The organism is Cupriavidus basilensis (assembly GCF_000832305.1).
Taxonomy (GTDB): domain Bacteria; phylum Pseudomonadota; class Gammaproteobacteria; order Burkholderiales; family Burkholderiaceae; genus Cupriavidus; species Cupriavidus basilensis_F.
Genome location: NZ_CP010537.1, coordinates 2,054,672 through 2,069,804 on the forward strand (window position 1 = coordinate 2,054,672; position 15,133 = coordinate 2,069,804).

The following is a 15,133-nucleotide window of genomic DNA, read 5'->3' on the forward strand; positions in this document are numbered from 1 at the left end:
TCCCATGTCCGCGCCCACCGCTTACTACGCCAGCACCTACGTGAACCTGCTTTTCGACTACTTGCAGGACCAAGGGCTGGATGCCGTGCATGTGCTGGGGGAATCCAGCCCTAATTGCCAGGAAGTGCGACTCTACGCGCTCGATCACTGGCGGCGTTTGCTTGAGCGTGCCGCCGAGGTTTGCAATGATCCGCTCCTCGGATTGCACGTTGGCCAGCGCATTGCGCCTGCGCATCTCGGCGTGCTTGGATACGCACTTGGGGCTTGCCCTGACGTCGGGGCTGTCTTGCAACGCTGGCAACAGTACGACCGTGTGGTTGCAAACGTAACGCCGGCGGAGCTAAGAACCGAAGGTAAGTCCGTCGTGATGACGTGGCCCCGTTCGACGGAACCAACGGGGCCGCTCGTTGACGAAACGGCCTTGGCTGCGATGACCCGTTTCACGCGAGCCATGACAGATGGTGATGTGAGGCTGGAGGAGGTGTGCTTTGTTAACGCAACACCTCAAGACACCACCCCTTATCTTGCATACTTCGGCTGCCCGGTGAAGTTCGACCAACCGGAGACGAGTCTGCGCTTCCCCGTCGACCTTTTGCAGGCGCCTCTGCGTCAACCTGATGAAGCGCTACTGCGAATCATGGAGCTTCAGGTACAGGCTCTGCTGGGTGCCATGCCGAAGATGGATGACATGGAACATGCCATCAGGCAAGCGGTAGCCGGGCTCGCGCGTCAAGGCGAAGTGAGCCTTGAAACAGTGGCTTCCTCCATGCACATGACCCCCCGCACGTTGCAGCGGCGACTCGACAAACTGGGTCTGAAATTTCGCGAGCTACGTGACGACACGAGACGCCGGATTGCAGAGAATTACCTAAAAGATCCACGGCTTTCGCTCGCTGAGGTGGCCTGGATACTTGGGTACTCGGAGCACAGTGCATTTACTCGCGCATTCCGGAGATGGACATCGCAGAGCCCGCAAGCCTGGCGCCGCGAAATGGATGCGTGATCCGCTACGGGCAACAGCGCAGTCGCCCATGTGATTGCAGCGCTGAAGGTTTTAGGCTGGCCTCCTCGGCCCAAGTCCCAAGCTCTCGCACCGGGTTGCATGGCCTTCCATCGCCGCTACGGCGGAGTAAGCGACCCGCCCTGGCCCGTCGCCTCACGTGGCGGAGAAGCTGTTGAGCTTCTACCCGACTCATCTTTGAGACGACGGGAAAGCAGGTACTTCCATGCCGTCTACTTACTGCGAATCACCTCGGTGATTGGCTCGAAATAGCAACCATATTTGACATCGCCCACCGTGTCACTCATTTGCATCTCCGCTGTGTTGACGCGAGCCTGGATCCCATCTGTGACGACCTGCGGGTCAGCGGCCTCGCAGTTATAGAGTGCCAGGTACTGCCACGGATGAGGCCCCGCTTTTCGCTGCTGCTCCGTGCGACTGAAGCGCTGTGCGCTCACCACGCCCGGTACGCGCAACACGTCTGGAAGGTGCTGCTCGGTATACCAGCGATTGAACTCTTCTTCACGCCCCGGAACCGCGTTCGTGAGTACCAGATAGGTGAACTTGACCATTCTTATCTCCTTAAGGTTATTGAAGTACAGGGAATGTCCAGCGGCCGATGCCCTGTGACGCGCCCGTGATGGGTATGTGTTGACTGGCGAGTCCCTTGTTCACGTGGTCCTCTTTGCTGGAACCCGCGCTTTGGCATTCCGGCGGTTTCGGCGCTTGAGAGAAAGGGTGTGGCCCAACGCTTCCATCAAACGACGCAAGCCCGTAGACGTTCCCATTCGATGCTGGGAAATCTATGCTGCAACCTTTCGTCCCCGTGTAAGGGGACAACCGGGAAGAAGGCGACGGAGCAAGCTCGAAACGCCAGTGAACAGAGTTCTCCGAAAACTTCAACGAGCGGATGTGCGTGAATTTCGTATCAAGTCTGCGGCCTTCTCTGCCATGGCCATAATGGGAAGGTTCGTGTTCCCACTGATGATCGTTGGCATCACAGATCCATCAATTACTCTCAAGTTCTCAACCCCGCGCACTTTCAACTCCTCGTCAACAACAGCGTTGTCGTCGACTCCCATGCGACACGTGCCAACCGGGTGATAGATGGTTTCCGCATGCGAGCGTATCCATGCCTTACGGGCTGCACCGGTGGAGAAAGCATCGATGTCGAGCCTTCGTTTGATGTACTTCCGGAGCGCCGGCTGGTCGACAATCTCGCACGTGCGTTCCACGCCGCGCACCAAACTCTCCAGGTCAGACTCGTCTGAGAGGAAGCGAGGGTCGATTCGGGGAGAATCGGACGGATCTGAAGAACGCAGTCGCAGCACGCCTCTACTTTTTGGACGCAGCTGGCATACGCGGACTGCAAATCCGTGGGGAACTTTTTCGTTAGGCGGTGGATTGCGCAGCGCAATGATCAGATGGGCCTGCCACTCAGGCAGATCCGGATTTCTGTCGGAGTTGTAAAATGCTCCTGCCTCAACGCCTTGAGAGGAAGCCGGCCCGCCTCCTGAAAGAAGATAGCGAGCTCCTGCCATTCCGCCTCTTACCAGGCCGATATAGGGCGTGAGCGTATTGGGCTGCGACGCTTCTAAGCGAATCGCGCAATCAAGATGGTCCTGAAGGTTCTCACCGACGCCTTGCAGATCGACCACGGGAGCGATACCAATCGACTGCAGATGTTTGGCCGGTCCGATCCCCGAAAGCATCAGGAGTTGCGGTGAGGCAATGGCCCCTGCTGTCAGAATCACTTCGCGGTCCGCGCGAAGCTCCACCTCCTCCCATCCATCCTCAATCACTACGCCTTGCGCTCGCTTTCCGGCAAGGAGAATCCTGCGGACTTTACAGTTCGCCATCAATGTCAGATTGGATCGGTTACCTGCTCGATCCAGGTAACGATAAGCACCGGATCGCTTTCCCTCGGCAATCGTAAGCTCGTAGAATCCTGCGCCTACCTGCGACGCCCCATTGAATCCGTTGTTCTCCGGCATACCGGCCGATACTGCGCTCTCTATGAACGCAGTCGATATGGCGTTTTGCTGCGTGCCGTATGACAGGCGAATCGGACCCGCGTACCCGCGATCGTCATTCCTCGCCTTCGTTACCAGTGATGCATCCTCAATCTTTCGAAAGTACGGACGAAGGGATTCATAGTCCCAGCCCGACAGGCCCTGAGATGCCCAGTTGTCGTAATCGGATCGGTTCCCCCGGATAGCAATCATGGAATTGATCGAGGATGAACCGCCCACCACCTTGCCCCGGGGTATATAAATATTCCGATTGTCCAGTTGTGTCTGGGGCTCCGTCCAATAGCGCCAGTTGAATTTTTGGCTCTTATAGAGAACCCGGATCCCTGCCGGCATCTGAACAAAGATGGATGACGCGGGAGCGCCCGCCTCTATCAGCAGTACCTTGACGCTGGGATCTTCACTCAGCCGAGAAGCGAGAACACACCCTGCCGAGCCGGCGCCGATAACAATGTAGTCGTATGTAGCGGTTTTCATAATCAGGAGATCACTCAACGCGAGCCGATGCCTTGAGCGCCATGCGCACGCGGCGAATGTGCTCGTCCGACTGTCCGAGCTCATCAATCGGTACTCGTGACGTTTCAGGAGACGCCAAGATGGCAAAAATAGACAACACTGCGCCCCCCATCATGAAATAGGCGGGTGATGAAGGGTTTCCGGTCAGCTTCGTCAGAGAAGCGCTGATTAAAGGAGCGGTGCCGCCAAATAGCACCATGGCCACGTTGTAGCCTACCGACATGGCGCTGTAGCGTGTGCGTGTCGGAAACAACTCCGTCATCATGCAGAACGGCGCGCTGCCATACATCCCCATCAATACCCCGACGCTAGCCATCGTGGCAATTACCACCTCTGGTGTCGAGCCCACGACGATCCGGAACAAAGGAAGCGCAACGACGAGGTATGCCAATGCCGCCGTAAAGGCGACGGGTCGTCGACCCACGCGGTCGGATAGCGCTGCAGCGAATGGGATCACAATCACTGAACCCAGAAAGGCCAGGCCGGACGCCGCTAGAGCTTGCCCGCTACTCAACCGTCCAGTTGACACGAGATAAGACGGGAGATACGCCAGGATCAAGTAGTAAGGGATGCCGTGTGAGATCGCTACGCCAAGACATTTGACAATGCTTCGCCAGTCGTCACGAAGGGCTTCGCGCAATGGTGCTTGTGCCGCGCCCTCGCGTTCCAAGTGCAACCGGAATGCCGGTGTTTCCTCGATGCGCAGCCGCAGCCAGAACGCACCCAACCCAATCGGACCAGCGATCAGGAAGGGCAATCGCCAGGCCCATGCCTCAACTGCCGTCTGACCAAAAATGCTGGTGATCGCCAGAACAAGACCGGATCCGCTCAACGCACCAATTCCAGCCGACATACCGAAGAACCCGATCACAACGCCACGCCGGCGTGTCGGGGCGTACTCGGCAAGGAATGCGAGTGCTCCACCTGCTTCGCCTCCCGCGGAAAATCCCTGAATCATGCGTAGGGCTACCAGCAGCAAAGGAGCGGCGATGCCAATCGCCTCGTATCCCGGTAGGACACCGACCAACCCCGTCGAAACGCTGATCAAACCAACGACAATCGCGAGCGTATCGCGCCGTCCAAGCCGGTCTCCCAGCGATCCAAAAAACAGAGCGCCGAGTGGTCGGGTAACGAATGCGACGGAGAATGCCGCGAAAGCCGCTATCAGGCTAACGATCGGGTCGCTGCTTGGGAAGAACACCTTCGCCAGGGTGGCGGAAAGATAGCCATACAACGAGTAGTCAAACCACTCCAGCATGTTTCCCACGGCGGCACCGGAGATCGGCTTGAGAACATCCCGGACCCGCTGGGGGGTGGGGGTCGAACCTCTTCGGGGATGATGTTGCATTGATTTTGTCTCCACTTCTATAAGCAATGTTTGAAAAACCGAAGCGCGCTTACTCTTATTTGTGGTAAATATTAGGTAGCCTACCTATTACAATCAAATAGGCGTTTACCCTCCCATCAACGAAGTCAGGTGGCTGATTTTGAGCCGCAAATGACACTTTTACGCTTTATCTTGACAGACCATCGTGGCGACCTACGCTCTATGTAATCGATTGCATCGTGGAATGGGCTATGCGCCGATGCGAACGAGTGTTGAAAGACCTGCTTTTTTCTTGCGGTGGCCCCCCTAACTAAAGTCGATCACCCCGGAGGTAGCTATGTCACTGATGGCAGCGGTACGCGAGGCGTTCAATCAATGGGAGCGCTTTCGATTCATGTCGATGTTCGAGTACCTCAGTGCCGAGTTAGGGGAGAGCTGGAGCCTATTTATTTGATTTGTAGGCTGCCAAAGCGAGGTCGCTTCGGCTTTCTCGCTTGCCTTCTTGCACCGGCTTCACTGTCCCCCCGCGCCTCTTTAACAACGCGTCGTGAGGCTGCCCCCTTGGTCAGCGAGTGGTGGCGATCGCGCACTTCTAACCCCACGTCCATGCGGGTGTTTTTTCACGCCTATGCATAGGTAAGAACCGAAGCCCTGCGATCCCGACCTTACGGAAGGTCCCGGCGTCAAAGGTGGCCTCCAGCAGGTCCCAAGCGGGCCTCCGGCCGCGCCTCACTCGGTACCGACCTCTGTCGTCAGCCAGCCCGGCCGGACCGCATATCTACCCTGGGACGAGCTATAACAACCAGAAGGCAAACAGTCCTCGCGCATACCCAGTGGGTCACCGGCGGCATATCTTGACCACTGAAATCGGCGGTCGCCCGCCTTCAGGCCAACTGGGCTCCCCCAGTCTAGCCACGCCCTCCTCTCCCACCCCTGGTCCCGATCGAGATTTGTGACGCGAGGTCAATCCTCTGCACCGATTAGGGTAAACCCCTTTTGCATATAGTAGGTAGGCTACCTAATATGTACTCACAATTTCCCATCGGAGACATATTCATGACCGCCCCCCAAACCCCCACGCAGTCGACTGGCTGCCCGTTTCACGCGGCCTCACCTGCGCAGTCCACGTGTCCGATGCACGCTGGCGGGGACAGCGGCATCCCCGACTTTCCGCCCGAACGGGTCGATCCTTTGTCGCCGCCGCCGGTGTACTTCCAGATGCAGCAAGGAAGCGGCTTGGGGCAAGCTAGGCTCTGGGACGGAAAGATCGCCTGGCTGATTACGCGCTATGACGACGTCCGCTCGGTCCTGTCTGACCCTCGCTTTAGTTCTGACATTACGAATCCCGGCTATCCCACTGTCAGTGCTGCAATGAAAGTTGCCCGGGGTAGTAACCGGACCTTCATCACCATGGATGCACCCAAGCATGCAGAGCATCGGCGCATGCTGACAGGTGAATTCTCGATCCGCAAAATCGAGGCCCTTCGCCCGCGGATTCAGGCGATCGTAGACAAGCTGCTGGACGACTTCGCAACAAAGCCTCAACCCTCCGACCTGGTTAGCGCCTTTACGTTGGCTACGCCGGCATTGGCGATCTCAGAGTTGCTTGGCGTTCCGTACGAAGACCATGACTTCTTTCAGGAACTGGCGATGGTCCTGACGTCGAGTAGTGCGACGCTTGAGGAGGCCATCGCCGCAAATCATGAGTTGTGCGAGGTGTACCTGAAGGGCCTGGTGGCGAAGAGATCGGAGAACCCCGGGGAAGATATCCTCAGCCGCCTCATCGTCAATCACGTACGAAAGGGCGATATCACCGAAACGGACGTTGTTTCCCTTGCAAGGCTCTTGCTGATTGCCGGCCACGAGACCACGGCGAATACGACCGCAATGGGAGTGCTTTTCCTCCTGCAACGACCGGATATCTGGAATGAGCTTCGACAAGACACAAGCCTCGTTCCAAATGCGGTGGAAGAAATTCTGCGCTATCTGGATGTCACACATTCAGGAAAGCGTCGTGTCGCGACCGAGGACATTGTCGTGAACGGACAAATGATCCAGGCGGGCGACCCCGTTGTAGTGCTGAGTGTCTCGGCCAATCGCGACAGCTCGAAATTTGAAGATCCGAATGTGTTCGACCTTCGCCGAGATTCAAGGACGCAGGTCTCGTTCGGATACGGCCCGCATCAGTGCATCGGTCAACCCCTCGCACGGCTCGAAATGCAGATCATGTTCACCGCCTTGCTGGAGCGGTTTCCGAACCTCGAGCTTGCTGTTCCCGTGGAAAGCCTTGAGTTCAAGGGCGATTCACTCATGTATGGCGTCAAGGAACTCCCTGTTCGCTGGTAATCCCGACTTAAATGAGAAGCATCATGAAAATCACAATCTACCCCGAAAAGTGCTGCGGTTCTGGTCAATGTGTCGTCAACGCGCCGGATCTGTTCGACCAAAAGGACAATGGCATCGTCATTCTCTTGAACGCAGAGCCGTCGGCTGACCAATTCGAATCAGCACGCCTGGCGGCTGGCATCTGCCCAGCGCTCGCCATCGAGATTCACGAGGATCAGTGATGAACTCCCCCGAGCACATCGTCGTTGTCGGCGCCTCGGCCGCCGGCATCACGGCAGCACGAGCGCTGCGCGCACAGGGCTGGGGAGGGCGGCTCACGCTGATTGGAAAGGAAGGCGGCATGCCCTATGACCGCCCTCCTCTTTCAAAGCGGCTGATGGCAGGAGAATGTCCGGTAGAGGCGCTCAACCTTGTGTCCGAAGACGGCATGAAGGCGCTGAACCTGCACTACCTGGACGGGACATCGGCCACCGGCCTCGATACGGACGCCAGTTCACTGCAACTCAGCAACGGCTCCACACTTCAATATGATCGCTTGCTGATCGCCACGGGCGCGGACGCTCGAGTGATTCCCAACCTCAGCCAGGCGGCGAACTGCTACAGCCTGCGCAACTTAAACGACGCGCTGGCGATTCGGGAACATCTGACTGCCGGAAAGCGGGTACTAGTAGTCGGCGCGGGCTTCATCGGCACAGAGTTAGCGGCGATTGCAAAGACCAGCGGCTGTGAGGTGACCGTCATCGACAAGTCGAAAGTTCCTCTCGGGGCGCGAGTCGGGGATATCGTTGGGAAGCGGATCGAAAAACTCCATGAAGCCAACGGCGTGGTTTTCCACAACGACTGCGAACTCAGGGAGGTGAAATGGCGTGACCGCACCATTACCGAAGTCCGCTTGGACACTGGGGTTGTGATTGCTTGCGACGTAATTGTTGTGGCTATCGGCGCAGTTCCCAGCGTGCAGTGGTGCAGCGGATTAAACATCCGCAGCGGCGTAGTCTGCAATGAATACTGTGAAGCAGCCCCGAACGTATATGCCGCCGGCGATGCTGCAGAGTGGTTTCACAAAGGCTACGGCGAGCACATGCGTATTGAACACCGGACGAATGCAAGCGAACAGGCGATGGCCGCGGCAAAGAACATGCTCGGCTCTCGCGTTGAATACGCTCCGCTGCCGTTCTTCTGGTCGGATCAGTACCAGGTCCAAATCCACAGCTACGGACGCATCGGCCCTCAATACACCGTTGAAGTTGTCGAAGGGGATCAACTGAAAGACGACTCCTGCATCTTTCGCTACTACCAGGGAGACGTTTTGATGGGCGTTCTTAGTTGGAACGCCAGTAGAAAAGCGCGTGAGCACATCAAGCTGTTGAAGGAGGAGTGGACGAAGAGCCACGCTCCAGCTGCGGTAGCAGGTTAAGGCTGTATTTCATAATAAAAGAGGAGACAACATGACAAAACCCGCTTCGGCTATCCGCAGAGCAGTCCTACTCTGCTCCCTGGCCCTGCCCTCCATCCTGTACGCCCAGCAATCTGGCCCGTTGCCGGTCCGGCTCTTTGTTGGCTACGGACCGGGCGGTGGCACCGACGTAGTTGCACGCGCAGTTGGCGAAGAGCTGGCAAAAATCTGGAATCGGCCCGTAATCGTCGAAAATCGGCCAGGCGCAAACGGGGCGATCGCCAGCAAGGCTGTCGCGCGAGCTGAACCGGACGGTTCGATCCTTCTGGTCATGCCCCCGTCCACGTTGATCATCGACGCAAACTTGCGCCCCACTGTTGCTGTCGATCCCACCAAGGAACTCACCCTTGTGAGCGGGCTAGCCGCAACCCCACTCGTTGTGGTGACCCCGGCTTCCGCGCCATACAACAACCTCGCTGACCTCATTAAGGCAGCTCGTGCGGCCAACGGGAAGTTCACGTACGGATGGGCCAACTTGGGCATGCGTGTCGGTATGGAGGAGTTCGCGCAAAAGACCGGGGTAAAGATGACCCCAGTCGGCTACAAGAGTGCTGGGCAAAGTGTCCCCGCTATCGTTTCAGGCGAGATCGATATGCTCATGATCGATATGGCACCGATCGCGCAACTCGTTAAGGCTGGAAAAGTGAAGGCCTTTGCCGTGTCGACGCCAGAACGCTCGCCTATGCTGCCAAACGTCCCTACATTCAAGGAAGCGGGGATTGACGTCCAGCTTACGGGAACCATCGCCCTGTATGCGCCTGCCAAGATGCCCCAGAACGCAATCAAAAAAATGCAGAGCGATGTCGCTACGATTTTGAAGAACGGCGAGCTTCGCACGCGGATGCAAGGCACTGGAATGGAAGTCATTACGCAGTCCCCGGAGGATTTCGAGGGCTACCTTAAGCAGCGCAAGAAGAGCATTGATGCAGTAATTAAGGTCGGTGATTTTAAGCTCGAATAGATCGACCTCCGTCACAAGCACAGAATTTCGTAGCTAACCTCTTAGTCATTGGAGTACACGCTGTGTATCCAGAATTATCCCTTTACATCAATGGCGAATTTCTCGGCATTGAAGGCCGGCGACACCAGGACGTAGTCAATCCTGCGACGGAGGAGGTCGTTGGGCGACTGCCGCTCGCCACCCGCGAGGACCTCGACACCGCCGTCGAGGCGGCTCATCGAGCTTTCCTGACGTGGCGCGACTCATCGCCTTTGGAACGCAGTGCAATCTTGCGTAAAGTTGCGGAGCTCGCCCGTCAAAGGGCGCCGGAAATCGGCCGCAACATGACCATTGACCAGGGGAAGCCTCTGCACGAAGCCGTGGGCGAAGTAACGGTTTGTGCAGAGCATGCGGACTGGCATGCAGAAGAGGCTCGGCGGATCTACGGCCGCGTGATCCCCAGCCGCAACCCTAACGTCCGCCAGCTCGTGCTACGTCAGCCGGTCGGAGTCTGCGCAGCCTTCACCCCTTGGAATTTTCCCTTCAATCAGGCGATCCGGAAAATCTCTGCCGCGCTTGGCGCAGGCTGTACGATCATTCTGAAGGGACCAGAAGAGACACCGAGTGCCGTGCTGGCGATCGCTCAACTGTTCCATGATGCGGGCCTTCCTCCTGGTTGCTTAAACATTGTATTTGGCGTCCCGGCGGAGGTGTCAGCACACCTCATTGCATCTCCGCTGGTCCAGAAGATCTCCTTTACGGGGTCCACTGCTGTTGGCAAACAACTAGCAGCTCTAGCAGGATCCCATATGAAGCGAATCACTATGGAGCTTGGTGGTCACTCCCCTGCAATCGTCTTCGACGATGCGGATGTCGATACCGCCGCCGAGATGCTTGCAAACTACAAGCTGCGAAACGCTGGTCAGGTATGCGTCTCGCCCTCCCGCTTCTTCGTCCAGCGCGGGGCTTACGATAGGTTCCTCAGGCGTTTTACGGACGTCATTGGCGCAGTGCGGGTCGGCAACGGTATAGACAGCTCGACACAGATGGGACCGCTCGCAAACCAACGCCGTGTTGCTGCAATGGAAGGGTTGATTGCCGACTCCAAAGCGCGCGGCGGAAAGGTTGTCGTGGGAGGGACCAGGTGCAGCGACACAGGACATTTCTTCGCGCCCAGCGTCGTTATAGACATTTCAGACGACTCCATGCTCATGACTTGCGAGCCATTCGGCCCTGTCGCCCCGGTTGTAACGTTCGACGATCTGGATGAGGTGCTGGCACGGGCGAACAAACTGACTTACGGCCTGTCGTCTTACGTGTTTACCGAGTCAGCGAAGACAGCGCATGCTGTCTCTACCCGCCTTGAGGCCGGCATGGTCAACATCAACCACTTTGGAAGCGCTCTCGCCGAAACACCGTTTGGAGGCATTAAAGATAGCGGTATCGGGAGTGAGGGTGGGACCGAGACGTTCGACGGCTATCTCGTCACGAAATTTGTAACTCAAGTGTAGATCGGGGGCCGCAAAGGGCGATACGTCGCCCTTTCCCCCGAAGCTACGTTCCCAGTCAGGTTTTGGCGCCTAAGTGAGTGTTAGGCGCCTTTTTTATTAGCGTATAGGTCGCGGCAGTGCGCCCCATATTGGGCGATGCGGTTGCTCTCGGCGACTCTGACAACTCCCTGCATGGCTCCGCAGTTGCAGCGCAAGCGCGGCCGGCTAGCGATAAGCCTTCTCGAATCGTGTCGTCTTCCAGGAAGATTTCGTTGGTATTACTCGTGGTCCAGCCACGGTTCTCTTTTGAACATCTTATCGATGATGGGGAACATCGCGATCACCGTCTGCAACTCCTCGGGCGTCAATCCCTCCATGCGCTTGCCCAGTGCCGCCGTCCGCTGTGCGGCCAATTTGCCGGCCACAGCCCGGCCTTCATCAGTAATCTGAATCATGTTGTTGTACGAGCCGACGGGTGCGGAGCGCGCGATTAACTCGGCGTCGACCATCCGCCCGACAATCTGCGTCATCGTAGGCAATCTGACGCCTTCATTCCTGGCCAGATCGCTAACTCGCATCGGCCCTCTTACGAGCAATGCACTAAGAACAGCGCTCTGCGCGGGGGGCACGTGCGCCGCTCTCATTTCCCGCCGCAGCGCTACAACGATCCGCATCAAGCGGGGTCTAAGTTCGTCCGCAAGCATTTCAACCGTAGGTTCTGTCATGTCTACAAAAAGGGGGCAATCACTGAGCAGATGATATAACGATTCAGTGAAGAATGATCGCGCGAAGTACCTGGAGGCACCGAGTCGATATGGTCCGACTGGTGAGGGTAGCGACCACGCAGACAGCGGCGGCGCGTGAAGGGGTTCTGTGCCTGTGGCCGGGTAGCAACTCAAGGCCGGGCCTTGTCGCGTTCGTTCGCGATGGCCGGAGCACCAATCTTGATGGAGAGGGATGACGAGACGAGGCGCTGGCTGGCGCTCTCGTCTCAAGGCGTCGACGCTTGATCCGCCGACGCGCGGAGCTTGCTAACTCAGCTTGACCAGGTCCTTCTTGTACGTCTTCGCCTTGTTAATGTAGTCGTCAGCGTTCTTCTCGATCGCAGCTTTGACTTCCTCCGTTAGTTCACGTACCTGCTTTGCAGGTGTGCCCATGACCAAGCCTCCTGCCGGGAAGTTCTTGCGCTCGCCGATCAAGGATCCGGCCCCCACGAGGCATTGTTGTCCGAGTTCGGATCCATTCAGGATCACAGCCTGAATGCCGACCAGACTACGTGCTCCGACCTTGCAACCGTGAAGCATCGCCTGGTGTCCAATGGAGACCATCTCGCCTACCTCGACGGGAAAGCCAGGATCGGTGTGCAACACAGCCCCCTCCTGGACGTTCACGCCTCGCCTAATCGTGATCTTTTCATTGTCGCCGCGGATCACAGCGCCGGGCCAGATGGACACGTCTTCGGCGATTTCCACGTCGCCGATGATTACCGCATGCTCGGATACATACGAGCTCGGATGAATTGTCGGTTCTTTCTCTCCAATTCGATAGATCGCCACAAAATGCTCCTCTTATCTTGATGTGACTAACTTTTCGCCGACCGCGTTACTTGCAGGAGGCGAAACACTACTGCATGGGCCGCTCTCGCAGCCCGTGCCGACTTCGACGCCGTTTCTTGCCCTGCCGCTAGATAAATACTTGTTCCTCTGGTTGGACTGCCGGCTCGATTGCATCATCCAGTACCTCGATCCAGTGCTTTACTGGCGTGGGCGTTCCACTTTGCAAATGCTGGATGCAACCGATGTTCGCGGACACGATGCAGTCAGGTTGCTTCTCGCTCAGATGCTCGATCTTGCGGTCTCTGAGCTGGAGTGAAATTTCGGGCTGCAGAACGGAGTAGGTGCCGGCTGAGCCGCAACAAAGGTGACTCTCCACGCTGGCACGATGAACGGAAAAGCCCAACTGTCCCAGATGCTCCTCCACCACTCCCCGCAGCTTCTGGCCGTGTTGCAGCGTGCACGGCGGATGGAACGCCAAGGCCGGCTTGTCGCACGCTTTGACTTTGCCGCGCAGTCTTGGCAGAAGTTCAGGAAGCAATTCGCTCAGGTCGCGGGTCAACTCGCTAACCCGAGCTGCCTTCTCGGCGTACTCCGCGTCATGCTTTAGCAAGTCGGCGTAGTCCTTCACGGTCGCGCCGCAGCCGGACGCGTTCATGACAATTGCCTCGACTTCACCGCTGGAAATCGCCGGCCACCAGGCGTCGATGTTTCTGCGCATATCATCGAGGCCGCCCTTGTGATCTCCGGTGTGCAGCCGGATCGCGCCACAGCAACCGGCTCGAGGAACACTTACAACCTGAAAGTCGGCTGCATCGAGTACCCGCGCGGTCGCAGAATTGATGTTCGGCATCATCGCCGGCTGCACACAACCTTCGAGCATGAGCACTTTCCTGGCGTGGCGGCGCGTTGGGCGCTGACCCGCAGGTCTGCTCGGCGTAAGCTTGTTGGCGAGCTTGGAAGGAAGTAGCGGCCGAACCATTCGGCCAATCTTCATGGCCGGCAAGAACAATGGCGAAGTTAGCCCCTCACGCAGCAGCCAACGCACCGCGCGGTCTTTTGGCGGACGAGGAATTCGCTCATCGACTAGCTTCCGCCCAATGTGAACTAGCTTGCCGTACTCGACACCGCTGGGACAGGTGCTTTCACAGTTCCGGCACGTCAAGCAGCGGTCTAGATTCTGTTGGGTGCTTGCTGTGACCTCTTCCCCCTCAAGCAACTGCTTCATCAAGTAGATGCGTCCCCGGGGTCCGTTACGTTCATCGCCCAGAAGCAGGTAAGTCGGACACGTTGCCGTACAAAAGCCGCAATGCACGCACTTGCGCAGAATCTCTTCGGCCTCCGCCCCTTCTGGAGTGTTGGCAAACTCATGACTTAGTTTTGTCTGCATATGGAGCCCCTTACAGGCCGGGGTAGAGTCGACCAACATTGAAGATGCCATCGGGATCAAACGCTTGCTTGAGATTGCGATGAATCTCGAAGAGCGCATCGCTCGGTGGCGTGAACACGCCGCTCCTATGATGCGGATCCCTGAACAGCGTGGCGTGACCACCAAGCGATGACGCCATTTCCCGAACGTCCTCGATGGGATCGTCGGTGTATAGCCATCTCAATGCACCACCCCATTCAATAAGCTGATTCGCGGCCAAGAAGGGTTGGGAGACTGCCGGAACGGAAACACGCCAGAGAGGCGCGTCGCTCTGTGAAAAGAAGTCGTGGCGGTGGTCGCGGACGGCATCCCACCAGGACAACGCTTCGTCTGGTTCCAGCTCAGTCCCGCCCAAACGCTTTCTGGCTTCCGTGACAGCAGAGGCTGCACCACTCAGTCGGAGGAACAGCTTTCCGTCGTGCCAGGCACTCGCATTGACTGGCAATGCTTGCCGAGTCAGCCCGTTTAAGAGAGACAACGCCCCTGCTTCGTCGCGTTCAATGAACAGGGTGATCCTCGATGAATGAATGGGCAGAACCTTCAGCGAGACCTCACAGATAACACCGAGTATTCCCATTGAGCCCGCCAGGAGACGCGAAACGTCATAACCGGCAACGTTCTTCATCACTTGCCCGCCGAATGTCAGAAGCTCGCCTTTGCCGTTAATCATGGTCGCGCCGAGAACGAAGTCCCGAATGGACCCTACCCCGACGCGTGCTGGCCCGCTCAGACCTGCCGCGACCGCTCCTCCGACAGTACTTCCTTTAGCAAAGCGTGGCGGCTCAAAGGCAAGGTACTGATTGTGCTCGGCCAGCACGGCCTCAAGTTCTTCTAGCGGTGTGCCTGCACGAGCGGTGACAACCAGCTCAGACGGTTCATAGCTGCAAATTCCGCTGAGGCGCCGGACATCACACGGTTCACCCGACGGCTCTTCACCGTAGAAGCATTTCGTACCGCCGCCAACGATGTTGAGAGAGGTCTTCGTTTTTCTTGCATGCAGGACTGTCTCAATCAGATGAGACACTTCCGTGGGGATCGTCGTCATT

Annotated in this window: 13 protein-coding genes; 6 read left to right on the forward strand and 7 right to left on the reverse strand. The window is 57.5% G+C overall.

The genetic code is table 11. The features are described from left to right. The first annotated feature begins 4 nt into the window (after window positions 1–4). Window positions 5–1,003: an AraC family transcriptional regulator gene (locus RR42_RS29820; RefSeq protein WP_043355323.1), complete on the forward strand. Its 999-nt coding sequence runs from the start codon at window positions 5–7 to the stop codon at window positions 1,001–1,003. 230 nt (window positions 1,004–1,233) lie between these two features. Here the strand turns inward: RR42_RS29820 and RR42_RS29825 are convergent, their stop codons facing one another. The 3 genes from RR42_RS29825 to RR42_RS29835 all read right to left on the reverse strand — a co-directional run bounded on the left by RR42_RS29825 (window position 1,234) and on the right by RR42_RS29835 (window position 4,894). Continuing rightward, on the reverse strand, window positions 1,234–1,572 hold the full coding sequence (locus RR42_RS29825) for a DUF4286 family protein (RefSeq protein WP_052495067.1): 339 nt from the start codon (window positions 1,570–1,572) through the stop codon (window positions 1,234–1,236). A 327-nt stretch (window positions 1,573–1,899) separates the two neighbouring features. Next, window positions 1,900–3,525, reverse strand: coding sequence for a GMC family oxidoreductase (locus RR42_RS29830; RefSeq protein ID WP_196765235.1), 1,626 nt, complete (start codon window positions 3,523–3,525; stop codon window positions 1,900–1,902). Continuing rightward, entirely contained in the window at window positions 3,518–4,894 is a 1,377-nt protein-coding gene (locus RR42_RS29835; protein ID WP_063778466.1) for an MFS transporter, read from the reverse strand. Before RR42_RS29835 ends, RR42_RS29830 begins: the two co-directional genes overlap by 8 nt. Window positions 4,895–5,929: 1,035 nt before the next feature. On the opposite strand from RR42_RS29835, the gene RR42_RS29840 reads away from it, so the two are divergent. The 5 genes from RR42_RS29840 to RR42_RS29860 all read left to right on the forward strand — a co-directional run bounded on the left by RR42_RS29840 (window position 5,930) and on the right by RR42_RS29860 (window position 11,126). Next, on the forward strand, window positions 5,930–7,219 hold the full coding sequence (locus RR42_RS29840) for a cytochrome P450 (protein WP_196765234.1): 1,290 nt from the start codon (window positions 5,930–5,932) through the stop codon (window positions 7,217–7,219). Between the two features lie 23 nt (window positions 7,220–7,242). After that, window positions 7,243–7,440, forward strand: a complete 198-nt coding sequence (locus RR42_RS29845) for a ferredoxin (protein WP_043355325.1) — start codon at window positions 7,243–7,245, stop codon at window positions 7,438–7,440. Next, window positions 7,440–8,636: an NAD(P)/FAD-dependent oxidoreductase gene (locus RR42_RS29850; RefSeq protein WP_052495069.1), complete on the forward strand. Its 1,197-nt coding sequence runs from the start codon at window positions 7,440–7,442 to the stop codon at window positions 8,634–8,636. Before RR42_RS29845 ends, RR42_RS29850 begins: the two co-directional genes overlap by 1 nt. Before the next feature lie 31 nt (window positions 8,637–8,667). After that, window positions 8,668–9,636: a Bug family tripartite tricarboxylate transporter substrate binding protein gene (locus RR42_RS29855; RefSeq protein WP_043355327.1), complete on the forward strand. Its 969-nt coding sequence runs from the start codon at window positions 8,668–8,670 to the stop codon at window positions 9,634–9,636. A 62-nt stretch (window positions 9,637–9,698) separates the two neighbouring features. Further along, window positions 9,699–11,126: an NAD-dependent succinate-semialdehyde dehydrogenase gene (locus tag RR42_RS29860; RefSeq protein WP_043355329.1), complete on the forward strand. Its 1,428-nt coding sequence runs from the start codon at window positions 9,699–9,701 to the stop codon at window positions 11,124–11,126. A 257-nt stretch (window positions 11,127–11,383) separates the two neighbouring features. Here the strand turns inward: RR42_RS29860 and RR42_RS41305 are convergent, their stop codons facing one another. The 4 genes from RR42_RS41305 to glcE form a co-directional block, all read right to left on the reverse strand. Then, window positions 11,384–11,830, reverse strand: coding sequence for a MarR family winged helix-turn-helix transcriptional regulator (locus tag RR42_RS41305; RefSeq protein ID WP_081050314.1), 447 nt, complete (start codon window positions 11,828–11,830; stop codon window positions 11,384–11,386). A 306-nt stretch (window positions 11,831–12,136) separates the two neighbouring features. Next, a complete protein-coding gene (locus RR42_RS29870; protein WP_043355330.1) occupies window positions 12,137–12,661 on the reverse strand; it encodes a gamma carbonic anhydrase family protein in 525 nt (174 codons plus the stop codon). 127 nt (window positions 12,662–12,788) lie between these two features. After that, window positions 12,789–14,048: a glycolate oxidase subunit GlcF gene (glcF, locus tag RR42_RS29875; protein ID WP_043358198.1), complete on the reverse strand. Its 1,260-nt coding sequence runs from the start codon at window positions 14,046–14,048 to the stop codon at window positions 12,789–12,791. 10 nt (window positions 14,049–14,058) lie between these two features. Then, window positions 14,059–15,132, reverse strand: coding sequence for a glycolate oxidase subunit GlcE (gene glcE / locus RR42_RS29880; RefSeq protein WP_043355335.1), 1,074 nt, complete (start codon window positions 15,130–15,132; stop codon window positions 14,059–14,061). Window position 15,133 lies beyond the last annotated feature (1 nt).

What these genes read in the sequence shown, in the direction of transcription:
- RR42_RS29820 (WP_043355323.1), top strand. Translation starts at nt 5, where the DNA reads ATGTCCGCGCCCACCGCTTACTACGCCAGCACCTACGTGAACCTGCTT.
- RR42_RS29825 (WP_052495067.1), bottom strand. Translation starts at nt 1,572, where the DNA reads ATGGTCAAGTTCACCTATCTGGTACTCACGAACGCGGTTCCGGGGCGT.
- RR42_RS29835 (WP_063778466.1), bottom strand. Translation starts at nt 4,894, where the DNA reads ATGCAACATCATCCCCGAAGAGGTTCGACCCCCACCCCCCAGCGGGTC.
- RR42_RS29840 (WP_196765234.1), top strand. Translation starts at nt 5,930, where the DNA reads ATGACCGCCCCCCAAACCCCCACGCAGTCGACTGGCTGCCCGTTTCAC.
- RR42_RS29845 (WP_043355325.1), top strand. Translation starts at nt 7,243, where the DNA reads ATGAAAATCACAATCTACCCCGAAAAGTGCTGCGGTTCTGGTCAATGT.
- RR42_RS29850 (WP_052495069.1), top strand. Translation starts at nt 7,440, where the DNA reads ATGAACTCCCCCGAGCACATCGTCGTTGTCGGCGCCTCGGCCGCCGGC.
- RR42_RS29855 (WP_043355327.1), top strand. Translation starts at nt 8,668, where the DNA reads ATGACAAAACCCGCTTCGGCTATCCGCAGAGCAGTCCTACTCTGCTCC.
- RR42_RS41305 (WP_081050314.1), bottom strand. Translation starts at nt 11,830, where the DNA reads ATGACAGAACCTACGGTTGAAATGCTTGCGGACGAACTTAGACCCCGC.
- glcF (WP_043358198.1), bottom strand. Translation starts at nt 14,048, where the DNA reads ATGCAGACAAAACTAAGTCATGAGTTTGCCAACACTCCAGAAGGGGCG.
- glcE (WP_043355335.1), bottom strand. Translation starts at nt 15,132, where the DNA reads ATGACGACGATCCCCACGGAAGTGTCTCATCTGATTGAGACAGTCCTG.